The 22,781-nt window shown below is 25.5% G+C and carries 21 protein-coding genes; all 21 read left to right on the top strand.

Features of this window, described 5'->3' with window-relative positions:
* The first annotated feature begins 146 nt into the window (after window positions 1–146).
* The 21 genes from D9V67_RS01160 (at window position 147) to speD (ending at window position 22,643) form a co-directional block, all read left to right on the top strand.
* Window positions 147–1,178 carry an FAD:protein FMN transferase gene (locus tag D9V67_RS01160; RefSeq protein WP_158359290.1) on the top strand — a complete coding sequence of 344 codons (1,032 nt, stop codon included), beginning with the start codon at window positions 147–149 and terminating at the stop codon, window positions 1,176–1,178.
* A gap of 276 nt (window positions 1,179–1,454) precedes the next feature.
* Window positions 1,455–3,170, top strand: a complete 1,716-nt coding sequence (gene ilvI / locus D9V67_RS01155) for an acetolactate synthase 3 large subunit (RefSeq protein ID WP_158359288.1) — start codon at window positions 1,455–1,457, stop codon at window positions 3,168–3,170.
* A 3-nt stretch (window positions 3,171–3,173) separates the two neighbouring features.
* Window positions 3,174–3,650: an acetolactate synthase small subunit gene (gene ilvN, locus D9V67_RS01150; protein ID WP_158359286.1), complete on the top strand. Its 477-nt coding sequence runs from the start codon at window positions 3,174–3,176 to the stop codon at window positions 3,648–3,650.
* A 185-nt stretch (window positions 3,651–3,835) separates the two neighbouring features.
* The gene (gene rsmH, locus D9V67_RS01145) at window positions 3,836–4,774 is read left to right on the top strand and encodes a 16S rRNA (cytosine(1402)-N(4))-methyltransferase RsmH (protein ID WP_158359284.1); all 939 of its coding nucleotides are present in this window, start codon (window positions 3,836–3,838) and stop codon (window positions 4,772–4,774) included.
* Window positions 4,775–4,776: 2 nt separating this feature from the next.
* Entirely contained in the window at window positions 4,777–4,980 is a 204-nt protein-coding gene (locus D9V67_RS01140) for a cell division protein FtsL (protein ID WP_261979695.1), read from the top strand.
* Window positions 4,981–5,121: 141 nt separating this feature from the next.
* Window positions 5,122–6,828, top strand: coding sequence for a peptidoglycan glycosyltransferase FtsI (ftsI, locus tag D9V67_RS01135; protein WP_158359282.1), 1,707 nt, complete (start codon window positions 5,122–5,124; stop codon window positions 6,826–6,828).
* Window positions 6,829–6,862: 34 nt separating this feature from the next.
* Complete coding sequence (murE, locus tag D9V67_RS01130) at window positions 6,863–8,356, top strand: UDP-N-acetylmuramoyl-L-alanyl-D-glutamate--2,6-diaminopimelate ligase (RefSeq protein WP_158359280.1); 1,494 nt, start codon at window positions 6,863–6,865, stop codon at window positions 8,354–8,356.
* Window positions 8,353–9,171, top strand: a complete 819-nt coding sequence (gene murF, locus D9V67_RS03220) for a UDP-N-acetylmuramoyl-tripeptide--D-alanyl-D-alanine ligase (RefSeq protein WP_261979694.1) — start codon at window positions 8,353–8,355, stop codon at window positions 9,169–9,171. Before murE ends, murF begins: the two co-directional genes overlap by 4 nt.
* Window positions 9,147–9,731, top strand: a complete 585-nt coding sequence (locus tag D9V67_RS03215) for a glutamate ligase domain-containing protein (RefSeq protein ID WP_410051817.1) — start codon at window positions 9,147–9,149, stop codon at window positions 9,729–9,731. The genes murF and D9V67_RS03215 overlap by 25 nt, the downstream gene beginning before the upstream one ends.
* Complete coding sequence (gene mraY / locus D9V67_RS01120) at window positions 9,715–10,788, top strand: phospho-N-acetylmuramoyl-pentapeptide-transferase (protein WP_158359278.1); 1,074 nt, start codon at window positions 9,715–9,717, stop codon at window positions 10,786–10,788. Before D9V67_RS03215 ends, mraY begins: the two co-directional genes overlap by 17 nt.
* Window positions 10,788–12,104: a UDP-N-acetylmuramoyl-L-alanine--D-glutamate ligase gene (murD, locus tag D9V67_RS01115; RefSeq protein WP_158359276.1), complete on the top strand. Its 1,317-nt coding sequence runs from the start codon at window positions 10,788–10,790 to the stop codon at window positions 12,102–12,104. Before mraY ends, murD begins: the two co-directional genes overlap by 1 nt.
* A complete protein-coding gene (gene ftsW / locus D9V67_RS01110; RefSeq protein ID WP_158359274.1) occupies window positions 12,101–13,282 on the top strand; it encodes a cell division protein FtsW in 1,182 nt (393 codons plus the stop codon). Before murD ends, ftsW begins: the two co-directional genes overlap by 4 nt.
* A complete protein-coding gene (murG, locus tag D9V67_RS01105; RefSeq protein WP_158359272.1) occupies window positions 13,279–14,343 on the top strand; it encodes an undecaprenyldiphospho-muramoylpentapeptide beta-N-acetylglucosaminyltransferase in 1,065 nt (354 codons plus the stop codon). Before ftsW ends, murG begins: the two co-directional genes overlap by 4 nt.
* A gap of 62 nt (window positions 14,344–14,405) precedes the next feature.
* Window positions 14,406–15,836 carry a UDP-N-acetylmuramate--L-alanine ligase gene (gene murC / locus D9V67_RS01100; RefSeq protein WP_158359269.1) on the top strand — a complete coding sequence of 477 codons (1,431 nt, stop codon included), beginning with the start codon at window positions 14,406–14,408 and terminating at the stop codon, window positions 15,834–15,836.
* 14 nt (window positions 15,837–15,850) lie between these two features.
* Complete coding sequence (locus tag D9V67_RS01095; RefSeq protein ID WP_158359267.1) at window positions 15,851–16,768, top strand: D-alanine--D-alanine ligase; 918 nt, start codon at window positions 15,851–15,853, stop codon at window positions 16,766–16,768.
* 154 nt (window positions 16,769–16,922) lie between these two features.
* Window positions 16,923–18,179, top strand: a complete 1,257-nt coding sequence (gene ftsA / locus D9V67_RS01090) for a cell division protein FtsA (protein WP_158359265.1) — start codon at window positions 16,923–16,925, stop codon at window positions 18,177–18,179.
* A gap of 54 nt (window positions 18,180–18,233) precedes the next feature.
* Window positions 18,234–19,397 (top strand): cell division protein FtsZ, encoded by a 1,164-nt coding sequence (gene ftsZ / locus D9V67_RS01085; protein WP_158359262.1) that lies wholly within the window; start codon window positions 18,234–18,236, stop codon window positions 19,395–19,397.
* Between the two features lie 195 nt (window positions 19,398–19,592).
* On the top strand, window positions 19,593–19,937 hold the full coding sequence (gene erpA / locus D9V67_RS01080) for an iron-sulfur cluster insertion protein ErpA (protein ID WP_158359260.1): 345 nt from the start codon (window positions 19,593–19,595) through the stop codon (window positions 19,935–19,937).
* Between the two features lie 66 nt (window positions 19,938–20,003).
* Window positions 20,004–20,714 (top strand): 5'-methylthioadenosine/adenosylhomocysteine nucleosidase, encoded by a 711-nt coding sequence (locus D9V67_RS01075; RefSeq protein WP_158359258.1) that lies wholly within the window; start codon window positions 20,004–20,006, stop codon window positions 20,712–20,714.
* A gap of 235 nt (window positions 20,715–20,949) precedes the next feature.
* Window positions 20,950–21,813 (top strand): polyamine aminopropyltransferase, encoded by an 864-nt coding sequence (gene speE, locus D9V67_RS01070; RefSeq protein ID WP_158359256.1) that lies wholly within the window; start codon window positions 20,950–20,952, stop codon window positions 21,811–21,813.
* 20 nt (window positions 21,814–21,833) lie between these two features.
* The gene (gene speD, locus D9V67_RS01065) at window positions 21,834–22,643 is read left to right on the top strand and encodes an adenosylmethionine decarboxylase (protein WP_187308338.1); all 810 of its coding nucleotides are present in this window, start codon (window positions 21,834–21,836) and stop codon (window positions 22,641–22,643) included.
* Window positions 22,644–22,781 lie beyond the last annotated feature (138 nt).

The raw sequence follows: 22,781 nt of genomic DNA, 5'->3' as shown, positions 1-22,781 counted from the left end.
CGTCTTTTAACTCCATCGTCTTGTTATACATGTAAATTTTATATTATCAATGAAGTATAAAAATAAATCTTAAAAAAAATATATTTAAAACATTTTTATTTTATTATTCAAATTTTTATTTATCAATCAAGGGAGTTATATTAATTATGTATTCTAAAATTATTTTGAATATTTTTATTTGTTCAATATTAATACTAAATAACTTTCATCATCAATATTTAGATAAAAAAGAAAATGTTACAATATTTACAGGTAAAACTATGGGAACATATTGGCAAGTTAAGATTCCTAATTTAAAAAATAAAATATATATAAAAACTTTAATAGAAAAATGTTTATACGAAGATGAAAAAATGCTATCTTCTTGGGAAAAAAATTCTCTAGTATCTAAATTTAATAAACTGAAAAAAAATCAACTTCAAATTATTAATAAAAATTTTTATCATATTATTTCATCAGCAATGAAAATTAACAAAAAAACTAATGGAAAATTAGATATTACTATTAGTCGATTAATTAATATATGGGGATTTGGTATTAAAAAAAAACCGACTAGTTTTCCTTCCTCAAAAACAATAAAAAAAAATCTTTCTCTATCAGGCACTCAACACTTAAAACTTATTAAAAATTTTTTCGGATTTTATCTAACTAAAGATATTGATGATATAGAAATTAATCTTTCTACTTTTGGAGAAGGTTTTGCTGTAGATCATCTATCATATACACTTAAAAAAAATGGAATTAACAATTATACTATCTCTGTTGGAGGAACAGTCTTAGTCAAATTAAAAAAATATGAAGAAAAACCTAAAATTATTGCTATTCAAAAACCAATAGATCAAAAAAAATCAATACATCTACTTATATATCTAAAAAACAATGCAATTAGCACTGCAGGTACTTATCGTAATTATTACTATCTTAAAAAACATCGTATTTCACATTTAATTAACGCTAATACTGGTAGACCGATTACTCATAATTTAGTATCAGTTAGTGTAATTTCTTTAACAGCTTTAGAAGCAGATAGTTGGGATACCGGATTGTTAATATTAGGCTTTAAAAAAGCTAAAAAATTGGCTTTGAAAGAAGAATTAGCTGTATGTCTCATTACTAAAGAAAAAAATGTTTTTTCAACATGGACTTCTCCTAAATTTCAAAATTTTTTAGTTCATTAAATATAAGAATAGATTTTTATTGATAAGTCTTTAAATTTTAAACAATATAAATTGTATTTAATAGGTTATATTTGATAATATCTAATATATTTGCGATAATAAATATTATAATTAATCATTTTATTTAGTATGCCACTAGTATGTAATATATTTAAAAAATATTTTTAAAAATATTGTACGAAATAATATTAGCTTTATTAAGATAAAATGCACAATACATAAAACATAGAAAAACTAGAAAAATAAAAATACTAAACTAGCTTCCTGGAGGGAAAAATGGAAATATTATCAGGAGCCGAAATGGTTGTTAAATCATTAATAAATCAAGGAATACAGCATATATTCGGATATCCTGGAGGTGCTGTATTAGATATCTATGATGCTCTAAAAACTATTGGTAGAATTGAACATATTTTAGTAAGACATGAACAAGCGGCAACTCATATGGCTGATGGGTATGCTCGTTCTACAGGAAAAACAGGAGTAGTTTTAGTAACTTCTGGTCCTGGTGCTACGAATGCTATTACCGGTATTGCCACAGCATACATGGATTCTATTCCTATGGTTGTAATATCTGGTCAAGTTGCCTCTTCTTTGATTGGTTATGACGCTTTTCAAGAATGTGATATGATTGGGATTTCTCGTCCAATAGTGAAACATAGTTTTTTAGTTAAAAAAACTGAAGATATACCAGTTATTTTTAAAAAAGCCTTTTGGTTGGCATCAAGCGGACGTCCAGGACCTGTAGTAATTGATTTACCAAAAGATATTTTAAAAAAAGAAAATCAATGTTCTTATAAATGGCCAGAAAAAGTTCATATACGTTCATATAATCCGACAACTAAAGGACATAAAGGACAAATTAAAAAAGCTCTTAATACATTATTAAAAGCCAAAAAACCAGTCATCTATGCCGGAGGCGGAATTATTAGCTCCGAAAGTAGTGAAGAATTACGTATATTTGCTGAAAAAATAAATTGTCCTGTAACGACTTCTTTAATGGGATTAGGTGCATTTCCTGGAAATCATCTTCAAAATATTTCTATGCTAGGAATGCATGGTACTTATGAAGCTAATATGACAATGCATCATGCTGACGTAATTTTTGCTATTGGCGTTCGATTTGATGATCGAACTACAAATAACTTAAATAAATATTGCCCCAATGCTGTAATTTTACATATTGATATAGATCCCACTTCCATTTCTAAAACTGTTTCAGCTGATATACCAATTGTTGGAGATGCGAAATATGTTTTACAAGAAATGATAGAATTACTCAAAAAAGAAAAAAACATTCCATCCTTGGAAAATTGGTGGAATAATATTACAGAATGGAAAAAAGTTAAAAGTCTAAAATACAATCAAAAAAGTAAAAAAATTAAACCTCAAACAGTAATTGAAACACTTTTTAAATTGACAAAAGGCACATCTTATATCACTTCAGATGTTGGTCAACATCAAATGTTTACTGCATTATACTATAAATTCAATAAACCTAGACATTGGATTAATTCAGGTGGATTAGGAACAATGGGATTTGGTTTACCTGCAGCTCTAGGTGTTAAGTTAGCTTTACCTAAAGAGACTGTTATTTGTATTACTGGAGATGGTAGTATTCAAATGAATATTCAAGAACTGTCTACAGCAAGACAATATAATTTAGCAATACTAATATTAAATCTTAATAATTCTTCCTTAGGTATGGTTAAACAATGGCAAGATATGATTTATTCTGGACGACACTCTCATTCTTATATGGATTCACTTCCAAATTTTGTAAAATTATCAGAATCTTATGGACATATCGGTATTAAAATCAGCCATCCTATAGAACTAGAAGAAAAATTAACACTAGCATTAAATAAGTTATCTAATGGTAACTTAGTGTTTGTAGATATTAATATAGATGATTCTGAGCACGTTTATCCTATGCAAATTCAAGGTGGTGGCATGAATGAAATGTGGTTAAGGAAAAAAGAGGTTTCCTAAAATATGCGAAGAATTTTGTCCATTTTATTAGAAAATGAATCAGGTGCATTATCGCGAGTAATAGGACTCTTTTCACAAAGAGGATACAATATAGAAACTATTACAGTAGCACCAACTGAAGATCCTACTTTGTCAAAAATGACTATACAAACTGTAGGAAATGAAAAATCGATCGAACAAATTGAAAAACAACTACATAAATTAATAGATGTATTAAGAGTAGTACAAATTGCTCAATCTTCTCATATAGAACGTGAAATTATGTTATTAAAAGTTCAAATTAACAATTATAAAAAAGATGACATCAAACATATTACAGAAGTATTCCGAGGGCAAATTGTAGATATTACGTCTACAACATATATACTTCAACTATCTGGCACCACAAAAAAATTAGATTCTTTTTTAAAAATAATACGTAATATGTCAGAAATTATTGAAGTTACTCGTTCTGGAATCGTTGGTATTTCTCGTGGATAAAAAACTTTTAATAGTTAAAAAGTTTTTATATAAAAATATAAAATACTTATAGAAAATATATCAATATATTTACTAAAAGTATTTTTACTATAAATTTTTTATAAAATACATTCAAAAACATGGCCATTTTTAATCAAAATGACCATGCATCTTATCTTCTTATTCTATATATCATATATTCTATTATGAATCATAAACTCAAACATATTCCAGTGATGAAAAAAGAATTAATTAATTCTTTAAAAATAAAAAAAAGTGGTATTTATATTGATAGTACATTTGGTTTTGGTGGACATTCAAAGGAAATTTTAAAACGATTAGGAAAAGATGGAAAACTATATTCTCTAGATAGAGATCCTATTGCAGTAATGATAGGTGATAAAATTAAAGATTCACGTTTTCATATTATTCATGAAAATTTTTCGAAATTGTTTGATTATGCAAAAAATAAAAAAATAATAGGAAAGGTAAATGGTGTGATATTTGATTTAGGAGTGTCCTCATTACAGATTGATAACTATAAAAGAGGATTTTCATTTAAAAATGATGGCCCTTTAGATATGCGTATGAATCCTACTGCTGGAATTTCTGCTGCAGATTGGCTTTTTAAAAGTAATATTAATGAAATTGCTTTTGTTTTAAAAAATTTTGGAGAAGAACGTTTTTCAAAAAAAATAGCTTTTGCAATTAAAAATAACAATCAAAATAAAAAGATTACTAGTACTTTAGAACTTGCCAATATTGTTAAAAATGCTATACCAATAAGAAATAAATTTAAACATCCAGCAAGAAGAACTTTTCAAGCAATTCGAATCTATCTTAATCAAGAACTCGAAGAAATTAAAAAAGCTTTAGAAGATACATTAAAAATATTAACACCAGGAGGACGACTATCAATTATTAGTTTTCATTCTTTAGAAGATAGAATAGTTAAAACATTTATGATAAAAAACAGTACAAAAGCAGTTGTTCCATATGGCATGGCTATTACAGAAAAACAATTAAATACTTTAAAAATATGTAAATTAAAAATTATTAATCGCATATTACCTAGTACGTATGAAATAAAAAAAAATCCTAGATCTCGAAGTTCTATACTACGTATAGCAGAATTACAAGGATAAACATGAAAATCAAACGTTATGATTTACCTAATATAATTAAAAAAGATTTTCTTTTATATGGAAAAATTCATCTAATTTTATTAATAATTATTATACTATCTGCTAGTTCTATTGTAATTATAGTTTATGAAACCCGTTTATTAATTGCTAAAGAAGAATATCTTGTTCGCGAAAAAAAAAAAAAAATGATGAATGGAGAAATTTAATTATTGAAAAAAATGCTTTATCTATTCATTCCACAGTTAAAAAAAATATTTTCTATTTATTAAATAAATAAAATAATAATCTATTATTAAAAATTTTTATTTGATACAGTAAATTTACATCGATGGATATTATCTAAAAAAATGTACAAAATCAAAACGAGCAGGTTTTTTAAAAATAAAAAAATTATTTATATAAATTGGCGTTTTTTTGTATTATGTAGTTTTATTCTATTATCTTTATTTATTTTAGCATTACGAATATTTTTTTTACAAATTATTAATCCTGATAAACTGATACATGAAGGAGATCGTAGAACTTTAAGAATACAGTCTTTGCTCAGTACAAGAGGAATTATTAATGATCGATTAGGATATCCTCTAGCAGTTACTGTACTAGTTAATGCAGTTTGTGCTGATCCTACAATAATTACTGACATAAAAAATATTAAACATGATCCGCGATGGCAGGCTTTATCAGAAGCTATTTCTATACCTTTAAAAAAAATAATTTTTCATATAAATTCTCATAAAAAATCAAAATTTATTTATTTAACACGTAAAATTACTCCTGAAATTGGACAATATATTGAAAAATTGCACTTACCTGGAATTTTTTTGATAGAAAACTCAAAAAGATACTATCCTTCTGGAAAAGTTACTTCTCAACTGGTAGGAGTCACTAATATAGATGGAGTTGGAATTGAAGGGATAGAAAAAAGTTTTAATTCTCTTTTAACAGGTAAGCCTGGTAAAAGAAAAATAAGAAAAGATAAAAATGGACATATTATTGAAAATATACCTTTAATAAATAGATCTATGTCTAATAGTTTAACATTAAGCATTGATAAAAGACTACAAGATATTGTATATAATCAATTAGATCAAGCAGTACAGAAAAATAAAGCTGATGCAGGAACTGCAATTTTAATTGATGTTAAAACTGGCGAAGTGCTAGCAATGGCGAATAGTCCTGCATATAATCCTAACAATACACACTATCTTATTCAAAAAAATGTTCGAAATAGAGCAATCACAGATATGTTTGAACCTGGTTCAACAGTAAAACCAATAGTAATTATGGAAGCGTTGAAACTCGGTATTATTAATCAAAATTCTATTATTAATACTCATCCTTATTGCATTATACAACACAAAATAAAGGATGTTTCATATCATGATGAATTAAGCATAACTGGAATATTGCAAAAATCAAGTAATGTAGGAGTATCAAAAATTGCATTGTCTATGCCAATTTCAAAGTTAGTTAACAGTTATATTAAATTTGGATTAGGACAACCAACAAAATTAGGATTGATTGGAGAAAAAAATGGATTGCTTCCTAAAAAAAAACACTGGTCTAATTTAGAAAAAGCTACTTTCTCATTTGGATACGGATTAATGATTACCCCTCTTCAACTTGCTCGATTATATACCATTATTGGAAACTATGGAATCTATCACCCTCTTTCCATTATAAAAGTAGATACTCCAGTACAGGGAATAAGAGTATTTCCTCAAAGATATGTAAAAAAGGTAATTAATATGATGGAAAGCGTTGCTAAACCTGGAGGAGGTGGTACACAAGCAGCAGTTAAAGGATATCGTATTGCAATTAAAACAGGAACTACAAAAAAAGTCGGTAGTCACGGATATTATATTAAAAAATATATAGCTTATACGGCCGGGATTGCTCCAGCTAGTAATCCAAAATTCTCATTAATTATTATAATTGATAATCCTCAAGGAAAAAAATATTATGGCGGCGCAGTTTCTGCTCCAGTTTTTGGTACTATAATGAAATTAATATTAAAGGAAATGAATATACAACCAGATAATATATTAAAATAAAGATTTTAATCTGTATTGAACTGAAAGGTACTAAATGAATAATAATTGCTTAAAATTTTTATTATTGCCATGGATTAAAAATCTACCCAGTAAAAAATTTTTAAATTTAACCATTGATAGTAGAACATTAACTGAAGGAGATGTATTTATAGCTATTCCAGGAAAAAAACAAGATGGACGTCACTTTATTAGTGAAGCTATTAATAAAAAAGTAGCAGCTATTTTATATGAAACTGATGAAATAGAAATTCATGGAACATTTAAATATATTAACAATATTCTTTTAATATATTTTTTTCAGCTATCTAATAATCTTTCAATATTAGCTAGTCGTTTTTATCAAGAACCAGGAAAAAAACTCAAAATAGTAGGAATTACTGGTACTAATGGAAAAACTACTGTAACGCAATTAATTAATCAATGGACTAAAATTTTAGGTGATAACACTGCTACAATGGGAACTTTGGGAAATGGTTTTTATAATTCTTTATGTAAAACACAAAATACAACTTCTGGACCTATTTTTATTCAATCATTTTTAAATGAAGTGTTGGAAAAACAAATTCAAGTCGTTACTATGGAAGTTTCTTCACATGGTTTAATACAAAATCGCGTTAAAGCTGTTCCTTTTTATATTGGAATATTTACTAATTTAACACAAGATCACTTAGATTATCATGGAAATATGAGAAAATATGAAGAAGCAAAATGGTTATTATTTAGTACACATAAAGTGAAAAAAATTATCTTAAATGCTGATGATGAATATGGTAAAAAATGGCTCAAAAAATTATTTAATTGCTATACAATAGCAATTACTATTCAAGATTCAACACAAAAACAATATTCTACAAAATGGATAAATGCTACTGATATTAAATTTTATAATAATTATATTCATATCAAATTTGAATCTAGTTGGGGTAAAGGAACGCTATTATCTTGTTTAATTGGAAGATTTAATGTTATAAATCTTTTATTATCATTCGCTTGTCTTCTAGAATTAAATTATAATTTATCTGATTTAATAGGTACATCTTCTCATATAATACCGATAGATGGTCGTATGCAAATTTTTACTACTCCTAATAAACCTATATTTATTATTGATTATGCTCATACTCCTGATGCATTAAACCAAACACTAAAAGAAATTAAGTTACACTATCAGAAGTATATATGGTGTATATTTGGCTGTGGTGGTGAAAGAGATAGAAGAAAACGTTCAATGATGGGATCTATTGCAGAAAAAATAGCAGATAAAGTTATTATTACTAATGATAATCCAAGAAATGAAAAAGAAATTAATATTATTAATGATATTTTAAAAGGCTGTAAAAAAAAGAAAAAAATATTGATCATAAAAAATAGAAAAGATGCAATATCTTATGCTTTTTTTCAATCAAAATACGATCATATAATTTTTATAGCTGGAAAAGGTCATGAAGAACAACAAATTATTGGAAATAAAATAATTAAATTTTCAGATAAAAAAATAGTCTTACATTTATTGGAAAAAAAGATATGATTTCTTTATCCTTAAAAACACTTGCTTCTATTACTAATGGAAAATTATATGGAATAAATTTTTTTATAGATACAATTGTTATTGATACTAAAAAAATTATTCCAGGTTGTCTTTTTATTGCTTTAATAGGACATAAATTTGATGGTCATATATTTATAAAAGATGCTATTAAAAACGGTTGTTCAGCAATTATAAGCGAAAAAGATATACGTGATCATAATATTTCTTATATTGTTGTTCAAAATACTTCTATTGCTTTAGGTCAAATTGCATCTTATGTTCGTAAAATAACTAATCCTAAAATATTAGCTATTACTGGTTCTTGTGGAAAAACTTCAGTAAAAGAAATGACAGCATCAATACTAAGAGAAAAAGGAAATACAATAGCTACTATTAAAAATTTTAATAATAATATTGGAGTATCTCTAACATTATTACAGTTAACAAAAAAACATAAATATGGTGTTATCGAATTAGGAGCAAGTCAACCAGGTGAAATCAGTTATACTAGTAATATAAGTCAACCAGAAGTTATCCTTATTAATAATATTCACTATGCTCATTTAACAGGATTTAAATCATTACTAGGAGTCTCTAAAGCAAAATCAGAAATATTTTCTGGTATTAAATCTAATGGTACAGTAATCATTAATTTAGATAGTCATCATCTTTCACAATGGAAAAAAAATATACGTGAGAAAAATATTTTATACTTTTCTATAAAAAAAAAAAATATAGCAATTTTTTTTCTACTAATATTAATATTCATATATATGGTACATCTTTTACGATGCATACACCATGTGGAAAAATAAATATTTCACTGCCTGTTCTTGGATATCAAAATGTATCTAATGCGTTAGCAGCTAGTGCTCTTGCATTTTCTCTTCATATACCCTTAAAAAATATAAAAAATGGATTATTCAATACTCCTATTTTACCAGGACGATTAGAACTTATTCAATTAAAAACTCATAAAATTTTAATTAATGATACTTATAATGCAAATGTTTCATCTATGATTGCAGCAATAAAAGTATTAGAAAAAATGCCGGGTTATAAAATATTAGTTGTTGGAGACATGTCTGAATTAGGAGAAAAAAGCCTCTTATATCATAAGATGATAGGTAATATTTCTAATTTATCTAACATTCACGAAATTTTTAGTATTGGTAGTATGAGTAGTGAAATTAGTCAAATTTTTCATAATGGACAACATTTTTCTAATAAAAAAAAACTAAATTTTCATTTAATGAACATTATTTTAGAAAAAGATAATATTTCAATATTAGTAAAAGGTTCTCGTAATACAAAAATGGAAAAAATAATAGATTATCTTATAAAAGAGAATAAAAAAAATGTTAATGTGGTTTGATAAATACTTGAATTTGTATTTAAACTTTATTATATATCTTCCATGTCGTGCAATATTTAGTTTATTAACTGCTTTTTGTATTAATTTATATTGTGGATCATATTTCATATATTATATGAAAAAATTACAAAAATATCAAATAATACGTAAAAATGGACCAAAAACACATTATTGTAAAAATAAAACACCTACTATGGGTGGATTATTTATCCTAATGTCTATTATAATTTCAACTATAATATATTGTGATCTATCTAATATTTATGTTTGGTACGTTATTAGTATTTTAATTGGATATGGTGTGATTGGCTTTATAGATGATTATAAAAAAATAAAAAATAAAAATTCTCAAGGATTAACTTTAGTATGGAAATATTTTTTATTATCTATTTTTGCATTAGGTATGATTGTAATCATAAAAAATAATAGTCAAGATATATTTCATTCTCAATTAATAGTTCCTTTTTATACTAATAAAATTGTTGAAATAAATTACATGTATATATTCTTATCTTATTTAGTTATTGTAGGAACTAGTAATGCAGTTAATCTAACAGATGGATTAGATGGTTTAGCTATTATGCCTGTAATTTTTTTAACATGTGGTTTTTTGTTGATATCTTTCTTGAGTAGTAATATCAATATTTCAAGTTCTTTAAATATTTCTTATATAAAATATTCAAGTGAATTAGTAATATTATGTTCATCAATTATTGGCTCCGGATTAGGTTTTTTATGGTTTAACAGCTATCCAGCTCAGATATTTATGGGGGATGTTGGATCATTGTCATTAGGAGGATCTTTAGGAGTAATAGCAATACTTTTACATCAGGAAATATTATTAATTATAATGGGAGGTATTTTTGTTTTTGAAACAATGTCAGTTATTTTACAAGTGATATCATTTAAAATTAGAAAAAAAAGAATTTTTAAAATGTCACCAATTCATCACCATTATGAAATAAAAGGATTGCCAGAACCTTTGATTATCGTACGATTCTGGATTATTGCACTTCTATTACTCTTAATTAGCCTTATTTCTTTACAGGTACATTAATGTTATATAATTATTCTACAAAAAAAATATTAATTTTAGGTATGGGATTAACAGGTATATCATGTATTAATTTTTTTTTAAAAAAAGGGATCGTACCAAAAATTATTGATGAATCTACTTGTCCTATATATTTACATAAAATACCTAAGATAGTTAAATATAAACTTGGTATTTTAGATCCTCAATGGATTTTAGAATCAGATTTAATAGTCATTAGCCCAGGAATTTCTTCTTTTAAACCTATTTTACTTAAAGCTCGTTTATTAGGAATTGAAATTGTTAGTGATATAGAATTATTTTCTAGAGAAGTAGCGGTTCCAATTATTTCTATCACAGGAACTAATGGGAAAAGCACTGTAGCTACCATGGTTACTGAAATTGCAAAAAACACAGGTTATAAAGTTTATTTAGGTGGTAATATTGGTTTTCCTGTTTTACACATGCTTGATCAAAAAGCTGATTTATACGTAATAGAATTATCTAGTTTTCAACTAGAAAATACATTCACTTTAAAATCAAAAATAGCTGTCGTTCTTAATATTAGTGAAGATCATATGAATAGATATCCAAAAGGATTTAAACAATATAAAAAAATTAAATTATCTATTTATAATCAAGCAGATATTTGCATAATTAATTTTAATCAAAAAATCAAAAATCTGAATAATAATTCAAAAAAATGGATTGATTTAAAATCAAAAAAAAGCAATTATCATGTTTATTACGATAAAAAACAAGCTATAATATATCATAAAAATCAAAAAATACTTAATATGTCAGAGACATTTTTACATGGTCATCATAATTATGATAATGCGTTAGTGTCTTTAGTTATTTCTGATGCAATGGAATTTCCTAGAAATTCTATTATAGAAACTCTTAAAAAATTTTCTACTTTACCTCACCGATTCACAATTATACATAATAAAAAAGGAATATGTTGGATCAATGACTCTAAATCTACAAATGTCAATAGTACTAAAGTTGCTTTAGATTCTATTCAATCTATAGGTACAATACACTTATTATTAGGAGGCGATAGTAAATCTGCAAATTTTAATATATTAAAAGATTATTTCAATAAATTAAAAATAATAATCTATTGTTTTGGACAAGATCGTTTGTATCTTTCGAAGATATGTAAAGAAAAATCTATTACTATTCAAACCTTACAACAAGCAATAATCCTAATATCACAAAAAGCAGTATCAGGTGATACAGTACTTTTGTCTCCTGGTTGTAGTAGTTTAGATCAATTTTCTAGTTTTGAAGAACGAGGTAATATATTTATAAAATTAATAAAGGATATAATTTGACAAACTTAGAAAAAAAAAATATTAAAGAACAATATAGTACAGTACAGAATCATATTGTATTATATGATCGTATATTATTATGGTTGAGTCTGAGTTTATCTTCTATTGGATTAATCATGGTTTTTTCTTCATCAATTCCTGTAGGTCAAAGCTTGTATCAAGATCCATTTTTTTTTATCAAAAGAGAAATATTTTATTTTTTTTTAATATTTTTTTTATCTTTTATTTTTTTGCGTACACCAATTATTTTTTGGAAACATAATAGTAATATTATACTAATTATTTCTATTTTATTACTAATTTTAGTATTATTTATTGGTCATTCAATACATGGTTCCTATAGATGGATAAAAATAGGTTTATTACATATACAACCCTCTGAAATATGCAAAATTTCTTCTTTTTGTTATATATCTAGCTATTTATCACGAAAAACTAATGAAGTGCGGAATAATTTTTGGGGTTTTTTTAAACCTATGAGTATTATTATAATACAATCCATTTTACTGCTAGCCGAACCAGATTTAGGAACTGTGATCGTATTATGCTTTACAACTTTATCTGTTCTATTTCTTTCTGGTGCAAAAATAGGACAATTTTTAGTAATAATCTTTATTAGCACACTAATAGTAATTTTTCTCATTTTATTAGAACCTTATAGAATGAAGAGAATATTATCTTTTTGGAATCCTTGGAAAGATCCATTTGGAAATGGCTATCAATTAACGCAATCTTTAATGGCATTAGGACGCGGTGACTTCTTTGGTCAAGGATTAGGTAATTCAATACAAAAACTAGATTACTTACCTGATGCACATAGTGATTTTATCTTTTCTATTATCGGTGAAGAATTAGGTTATATTGGTTCTTTTATAATATTATTAATAATTTTTTTTATATCTTTTCGTGCAATGTATATTGGTAAAAAATCCTTAGAAAAAAAACAAATTTTTTCAGGATTTTTAGCATGCTCTATTGGTATTTGGTTTAGTTTTCAAACATTAATTAATATTGGTGCTGTTACTGGTATTTTACCTACTAAAGGACTAACTTTACCATTAATTAGTTATGGTGGTTCTAGTTTAGTTATGAACTATATAGCTATTTTTTTTCTATTAAGAATAGATTTTGAAACAAGATTAAAAGAATCACAAGCATTTCCTAGAGGGTCTAAATGATTGCTAAAAAAATAATAATTATGGCAGGTGGAAGTGGTGGTCATGTTTTTCCAGGATTAGCTATAGCAAATTATTTGTTAAAACAAGGATGGTCTATTAATTGGATAGGAACTAAAAATCATATAGAATCTAACATTGTTCCTAAATATGGTATTAAAATACATTTTATAAAAATTAAAGGATTAAGAAATTCTAATTTAAAGAATTTAATTTTTTCACCAATATATATATTACGTGCTTATTATGATGTAAAGAAAATAATAAAAAATTGGTCTCCAGATATTATATTAGGAATGGGGGGATATGTCTCAGGACCTGGAGGAATAGCTGCTTGGAATTCTAATATTCCACTTATCTTACATGAACAAAATAAAATAGCAGGCATTACTAATCGTTGGCTTTCTAAAATATCCACAAAAAATCTTCAGGCTTTTCCTAATGTTTTAAAAAATGGAGAAGTAGTAGGTAATCCAGTATGTGAAAGTATTATTAATATTGATTCACCTAAAAATCGTTTTAAAAATAGAAAAGGACCTTTAAGAGTATTAATTATTGGTGGTAGTCAAGGAGCTGAAATACTAAATCAGGTTCTACCTAACGTCTTGTTTTTATTAAAAGAAAAAATTATTATTTGGCATCAAGTAGGTGATTCTAGACTAGAAGAAACAAAAAAAAGATATGAGAAATTAGGATTAAAACAACAAAAAATTACTTGTTTTATAAAAAATATAGCCTCTGCATATGCATGGGCGGATATAATTATTTGTCGTTCTGGAGCTTTAACCGTAAGTGAAATTTCTATAGTAGGATTAGGCGCTATTTTTATACCTTATCCACATAAAGATAGACAGCAACATCGAAATGCACAAAGTTTAGAAAAAATTGGTGCTGCAAAAATCATTGATCAATCAAACTTTAATACTACATCAGTAGTAAATATTATTAATTCCTTAAATAGAACAATACTTTTAATTATGGCCGAAAAAGCTCATTCTCTAGGAATCCGCGATTCTACATTTAAAATTTTTAAAATAATTCATAATATTGTGAATAAAAAATAAAAAAGTACATATTTTAAAAAAAATTGAACAAATATTAAATATTTAATTAAAAAGATAATACTATGAATCTAGCAAAAATAAAAAAAACAAACTTTTTTATTCGTAATAAAAAAAAAAATAAAAATATTTATTTAGTTGGTATTGGTGGTATGGGAATGGTAGGAATTGCATTAATTTTATTAAAATTAGGATATAAAATTAGTGGTTCTGACTTGATAAAAAGCTCACTTACAAAAAAATTGATTAAATTGGGAGCAATTATATATTTTCAACATTCCGAAAAAAATATTAAAAATGTAGATTTTATAATAAAGTCTAGCGCTATTAAAGATAATAATAAAGAATTAATTGCTGCTAAAAAAAATAATATTCCTATATTATTACGAGCTGAAATGCTTGAAATATTAATGAAATTTAAATTTGGAATAGCTATTTCTGGCACACATGGCAAAACTACTACTACGTCAATGATTGTAGATATATATCAAAAAAGCGGATTAAATCCTACTTTTATTAATGGAGGTTTGATAAAATCTATAAACTCTTATGCAGAACTTGGATCCTCGCAATATTTTATTGTAGAAGCAGATGAAAGTGATGCTTCTTTTCTATATTTACATCCAACTATAGCTATAGTAACTAATATTGAACCTGATCATATGAATTACTACAAAAATAATTTTAAAAAATTAAAACAAACATTTTTAAGATTTTTAAAAAATATTCCGCTATATGGAATAGCTATAGTATGTATAGATGATCATAATATTTGTGATATTTTACCGGATATAAAATGTAAAGTGATAACATACGGATTTAACAAAAATGCAGATATTCGTATCTTTTGCTATAAACAAGATTCTTTTATTGGATATTTTACATTAATTATTAAAAATGAAATAGAATTAAATATTACATTAAATATTCCTGGTAAGCATAATGCATTAAATTCAGCAGCTGCTATTGCTCTCGCCATAAGTCATGGTATTAAGCATTCTGATATAATTTTGTCATTAAAAAATTTTCAAGGCACTTGTAGAAGATTTGAATATCTAGGTTTATATGATATTAAAGATAATATTAGTACTATGTTAATTAACGATTATGGACATCATCCTACAGAATTATATGAAAATATTAAAACAATTAGAATCAGTTGGCCAAATAAAAATTTAATCATGATATTTCAACCCCATCGATATACAAGAACTCATAATTTATATCATGAGTTTGTTAATGTTTTATCTCAAGTGGATGCTCTTTTAATATTAAACGTATATTCTGCACATGAAATATCTATTCCTGGAGTAGATAGTTTTTCACTATCTCAAGATGTACAAAAAAAAGGAAATATTTATTCTACTTTCATTTCTGATGACAACTTAATATTAGATATACTTATTCCTAGATTAAATGGAAATGATATTATTTTAGTACAAGGAGCTGGAGATATAGATCAAATAATATATAAAAAATTGATTAAAAAAAAATAATATAAAGTGATAAAATGAATAAAAAAATAGCAGTTTTATTAGGTGGAAACTCTTCTGAAAGAGCAATATCAATAAAATCAGGACAAGCAGTTCTTAAAAGTTTATTGAAATCTGGATTTCAAGCATATCCAATTGATTTATGTACTTACTCCATTATGCAATTAACAAAAGAAATGTGTGATAAAGCATATATTGCACTACATGGTAAAGGTGGTGAAGATGGTAGCATTCAAGGAGTTCTTGAATATTTAAAAATTCCTTATACAGGTAGTGGAATTATGGCATCATCTATCTCTATAGATAAATTTAGAACTAAATTATTATGGAAATCTATTGGTCTTTTAACAGCACCTAATGTTTATATAACAAAAAAAAATAAAAAATCTTCATATTCTTTTGAAATAAAAAAAATATTAAAACTAGGTTTTCCTGTTGTAGTAAAACCAAATAGTCAAGGATCTAGTATAGGTATTACTATAGTTTCATCGGTTGAAGAAATCGATCATGCTATGCATTTAGCATTTGAATATGATAAAAATATTTTAATTGAAAAATTTATACAGGGAAGGGAATATACAGTTTCTATTCTTAATAATCAAATATTACCTCCTATTCATATATTAACAAAAAATTATTTCTATGATTATAATGCTAAATACAAATCTTCTTCTACTCAATATTTTTGTCCAAGTGGATTAAATAAAATACAAGAAATAGAACTAAAAAAAATAGTGCTATCTGCATGGAACATCATAGGATGCAGCGGATGTGGAAGAATTGATGTCATATTAGATAAAGAAAATAATTTTTGGTTGTTAGAAGTCAATACTATACCTGGAATGACTGAACGCAGTTTATTACCAATGTCAGCAAAAGAATTTGGAATATCATTTGATGCATTAGTATTATCAATTTTAAGAATAAGTATTTAATTTAATATGATTTTGTTTATTAGATTATCTATAAGATCAAGTAAAAATGTTACTTATAAATTTTTATTATTAAAACATCAATATACAATAATCAGAAATTAGATTTTATTAAAAAAAGCAATAACTAAAGAAATACAGTACAGGCCAAAGAACAATGATTATATCAAAAGATAGAAAATTAGTAGTCGGATTAGAAATTGGTACTACTAAAGTTGTAACTTTGGTAGGAGAAATATTGATAGATGATACAATTAAAATCATTGGATTTGGAACTTGTTCTTCTAGAGGAATAAATAAAGGTCGTATTAATAATCTAGACACAGTAGTTACATGTATAAAAGAGTCTATAAATAAAGCTGAAACTATGGCAGATTGCCATATTAGCTCTTTATATTTATCTTTATCTAATAAATATATTAATTGTCAAAACGAAATAGGCATAGTTCCTATTTCTGAAGATGAAGTTACACAAGAAGATCTAGAAAATGTCATACATACTGCAAAATCTGTTAAAATTCTTAATGAACATCACATATTACATGTCATTCCAAAAGAATATTCAATTGATCAACAATCTGGAATAAAAAATCCTATAGGTTTATCAGGAGTACGTATGCAAGTAAAAGCTCATCTAATTACTTGTCATCAAAACATGGCTAAAAATATCATTAAAGCTGTAGAAAAATGTGATATAAAAGTTGATCAAGTTATTTTTTCAGGTCTAGCTTCTAGTAAAGCCGTTTTAACTAAAGATGAGCGTCAACTTGGTGTATGTATGATTGATATAGGAGGAGGAACAATAGATTTTACAATTTATATTAATGACGCTATACAATATAGCCAAGTAATTCCATATGCAGGTAATATTGTAACCAGCGATATTTCGTATGCATTTAGTATTTCTTATTCTGATGCAGAAAATATAAAAATTAAATATGGCTCTGCAATCAAACCCCCTTTAGGTGCATCAAAAAATATTGATTGCTCTAATATTAATGGAAATTTTCAAAAAAATTTACAACAAGATGCATTAACTGAGGTAATTGAATCTAGATATATTGAATTATTATCTTTAGTAAGAAATAATATTTTAAATGTACAAAACACACTTTATAAAAATGGAGAAAAATATGAATTATTGAGTGGTATAGTACTAACAGGAGGAGGATCAAATATCGCATTTCTAAATGACTGTGCCGAGAAGGTATTTCAAAAAAAGGTTCGAATTGCCAAACCTTTAAATATTTCAGGATTAATAGAAAATATCACTGAACCAAATTATTCAACAGTAGTTGGTTTATTGCATTATGGAAAAGAATTTTATATTAATGTTGATAAGAAAAAAAAAGAAATTTCTTTCATTGAGACATGGTTTCAAAAAATTAATAATTGGTTAAAAAAAGAATTTTAAAAACAAACTATACTTCAAACTTTATAATATAAAGATACATAATGGAAATAAATCATGTTTGAACCGGCAGAATTAAGTAATAACGCAATAATAAAAGTAATTGGTGTTGGAGGTGGTGGTGGTAACGCAGTAGAACATATGATCAAAGAACATATTGAAGGTGTTGAGTTTTTTGCTATTAATACTGATGCACAAGCTTTAAGAAAGATTGAAGTAGAACAAACTATACAAATAGGCAATAATATCACTAAAGGATTAGGAGCTGGAGCTAATCCAGAAGTTGGACGAACTTCTGCTGAAGAAGATAAAGAATTATTAAAATCTGCATTAGATGGTTCTGATATGGTTTTTATAGCAGCTGGAATGGGAGGAGGAACTGGAACTGGTGCTGCTCCTGTAGTAGCAGAAATCGCAAAAGAATTGGGTATTTTAACAGTAGCAGTAGTCACAAAACCTTTTAATTTTGAAGGTAAAAAAAGAATGATTATTGCTGAACAAGGTATTATTGAATTATCAAAATATGTAGATTCCTTAATTACGATTCCTAATGATAAATTATTAAAAGTTCTTAATCGAGGAATATCTTTACTTGATGCTTTTAGTGCTGCTAACAATGTTTTAAAAGGAGCAGTACAAGGGATTGCTGAATTAATTACACGACCTGGTTTAATGAATGTAGATTTTGCTGATGTACGTACTGTAATGGTAGAAATGGGATATGCTATGATGGGAACTGGAATAGCTTCTGGAGAAAATCGAGCAGAAGAAGCTGCAGAAATAGCTATATCTAGCCCTCTATTAGAGGATATAGATTTATCTGGTGCACGTGGTGTATTAGTTAATATTACTGCTGGTTTTGATTTGAAATTAGATGAATTTGAAACCGTTGGAAATACTATTAGATCTTTTTCTTCTGATAATGCTACAGTTGTAATAGGAACTTCTTTAGATCCTGATATGAATGATACTCTTCGAGTAACAGTTGTTGCTACAGGTATTGGAATCGAAAAAAAAATATCAGGAGGAGATATTAATCAAATAAAAAATAAATCTTCTAGAGAAGTATTAATGGATTATCGTTATCAATATTTAAATATATCTCCAACAAAAATTGAAAAAAAAATCAATAAAAAAGAGATACTAGATTCAGACAATAAGAAAAATCAAGCACCAGAATATTTAGATATTCCATCTTTTCTGCGTAAAAAAGCAGATTAATTATTAAAAAAATATATTAAATACTGATTAACAGTATCAATTATTCTTATAACCTGCGCCAATAAAGACTAGATTATCTATCGGCGCACGGAAACACTTTTCACATAAAATAAAAAATAGATAAAATATTTATTTATGATAAAATTACAATAAAAGATTTATATTTACAGAAATATTTTGAGAATATAAAAAAAAATGGAAATAAAATCTAATAATTATCTTAATTTTACCGATAAAGCAGCTCAAAAAATAAAAGATTTAATAAAAATACAAAAAAATAATAATTTAAAATTAAGAATATATATAAATGGTGGCGGCTGCAGTGGTTTTCAATATCAATTTATTTTTGATGAAAAAATAAATAAAGATGATATTATAATTAGTAAATCAGGCGTTGCATTAATTGTTGATCCTATTAGTTTACAATACTTATATGGCGGTAAAATAGATTATTTAGAAAACTTAGAAGGTTCTAAATTTATAGTTTCTAATCCTAATGCAAAAAATACATGTGGATGCGGTTCATCATTTAGTATTTAAACAATCATGAGATATATTAAAATAATTATCTGATTTTTATCATAAATAAAAGTGCGTTATATAAACATGAAAATTGGCATTATAGGTGCAGTAGAAACAGAAGTAAAAATGCTGCGACAGATTATGCATACATATAAAGAAAAAAAATACAATAATTATACTATTTACATAGGATACATTAAAAAAAATATTATTTTTTTAATAACATCAGGAATAGGAAAAGTTTCTGCTAGTATTTCTACTATAATTCTTATTAATTTATTTCATCCTGATATTATAATTAATAGCGGTTCTGCTGGAAGCTTAAATGCATCGTTGCAAATAGGAGATATTATTATTCCTGAACAAACATCTTATTACGATGTAGACTTAACAAATTTTGGATATGCTATAGGGCAGATACCAACATACCCTAAAAAATTTTTAATTAATAGAAAAATATTAAGTTTATTAAAAACACAAGAAACTACAAATAAATTACAATTTATGACAGGACTTATTGTTAGTGGAGACTCATTTATTAGAGGAAGTTTTTTGATTGAAAAAATAAAAAATAATTTTCCTTCTGCAATAGCTGTAGATATGGAATCAACATCAATAGCTCAAGTTTGTCATCAATTTAACATTCCTCTTGTTATTGTAAAATCTATATCTGATTCATCTGATGATAATGCTACTATAAATTTTAAAAAAAATCTTTCTATCGCATCATCACGATCTGCTGAATTTGTAAAAATAATTTTAGGAAATCTTAATTTTATAGGATCAATTAAATAAATGTTCTTGTTCTCATAGTATTTTTAATAACCTCTAATAAAAAATATATTTAAGTAATAATATTTTAGAACTTATATTGTAAATTGATTATTAATCATATTAAATCAATTTAAAAAAATTAATTTTCCTTCTTTTAAAAAACCTAAAAAATCTATTTTGTACTATACTTATATTTTTTTATTATTCCTTAAATAATCTATAACGTTATATTTTTATAAGGTACATAAATACAACCATGGCTGATCAACAAACATGGCATGAAAAACTTTATTGTCATCTTGGACAATATTTTTTAATTGATAAATTATTATACAAAACAAAAACTCAATATCATAAAGTAATCATCTTTGAAAATTCTATTTTTGGCAAAGTTATGGCGATAGATGATATTGTTCAAACAACTGAAAAAGATGAATTTATATATCATGAAATGTTAACTCATATTCCTATATTTTCTCATGGTTCAATCAAAAATGTCTTAATAATAGGAGGAGGAGATGGAGGCATATTACGTGAAGTATGTAAACATAAACATATAAAAAGTATTACTATGGTAGAAATTGATATTAATATCATTGCTTTATGTAAAAAATATTTTCCAAATCATAGCCAAAATGCTTATCAAGATTATCGTTTAAAATTAATTATTGATGACGGTTTAAATTTTACCAAACAAACAAAAGAAAAATTTGATTTAATCATTTCAGATTCTACAGATCCTATAAGTTATGGAAAAAATTTATTTCGTTCAGAGTTTTATTTTAACTGTAAAAATTGCCTTCATGAAAATGGTATTTTTGTAGCACAAAATGGTGTCTTTTTTCTTCAAAAAAATGAAACTATTACTACTTATAAAAAATTAAAAAAATATTTCTGTGATACAAAATTTTATCATGCAACTATCCCTACTTATTACGGTGGAGTTATGATTTTTGCATGGGGTACTAATAATATAGAATTAAGCAAAAAAAGCAATTTTAAAAATCTACAATCACGTATAAAATCTACAAAACTAGCTTTTAATTACTATAATTCTAAAATTCATATAAGCAGTTTTTATTTACCTCAATATATTCTTAATGCATTAAATGAAAGTTAAAATCCTGTTATAGGAGAGTAATTAAATTGCAAAAACTAAAATTATATGGCTTTAATAATTTAACTAAAAGCCTAAGTTTTTGTATCTATGATATTTGCTATGCGAATACTAATGATTCACGTAATAGTTATATTTCTTATATTGATGAACAATATAATGCTATTCGATTAACTAAAATTTTAAAAAAAACTTGTTCTATCATTGGAGCTAATGTTCTTAATATATTTCATCAAGACTATGAACCTCAAGGAGCAAGTGTTACTATTTTAGTATGTGAAGAACCTATAAATTTAGATAAAATTAATATTTTAAATAAAAATATTATATCATCTTCTGTCCTCGCTCATTTAGATAAAAGTCATATATGTGTACATACATATCCAGAAAGCCATCCTCAAAGTGGAATTTGTACTTTTAGAGCCGATATTGAAGTTTCAACATGTGGAATTATATCACCTTTAAATGCTTTAAATTATCTTATACATCAATTAGAATCTGATATTGTTACGATTGAATATCGAGTTCGGGGATTCACTAGAGATATTCATGGCATAAAACATTTTATTGATCATAAAATAAGCTCTATTCAAAATTTTATGTCTAATGATATTAAATCAACGTATGACATGGTTGACGTAAATGTATACCAAGAAAATATTTTTCATACTCGTATGTTATTAAGAGAATTTAATTTAAAAAATTATTTATTTAATATTAATGTAGATGATTTAGAAGGTTCTGAACAATCTTATATTATAAATTTATTATGGAGGGAAATGAGAGAGATATACTATGGTAGGAATATATCTATGCAAGAATTTAATCTATAAATTAAATAAAATATGTAATAAAAAATACTGTTAAATATATATAGTCATGAGATATATAAAAATATATAATACTTTTTATATGTAAATATTGAAAGTACTTATTTATGTAAATTTACTAAAGAACAATTTTTCAGAAAA

It is taken from the genome of Buchnera aphidicola (Brachycaudus cardui) (genome assembly GCF_005081945.1).
Taxonomy (GTDB): domain Bacteria; phylum Pseudomonadota; class Gammaproteobacteria; order Enterobacterales; family Enterobacteriaceae; genus Buchnera; species Buchnera aphidicola_AN.
The sequence above is the reverse complement of the archived record's forward strand: the minus strand, read 5'-3'. Positions and strand labels throughout refer to the sequence as shown.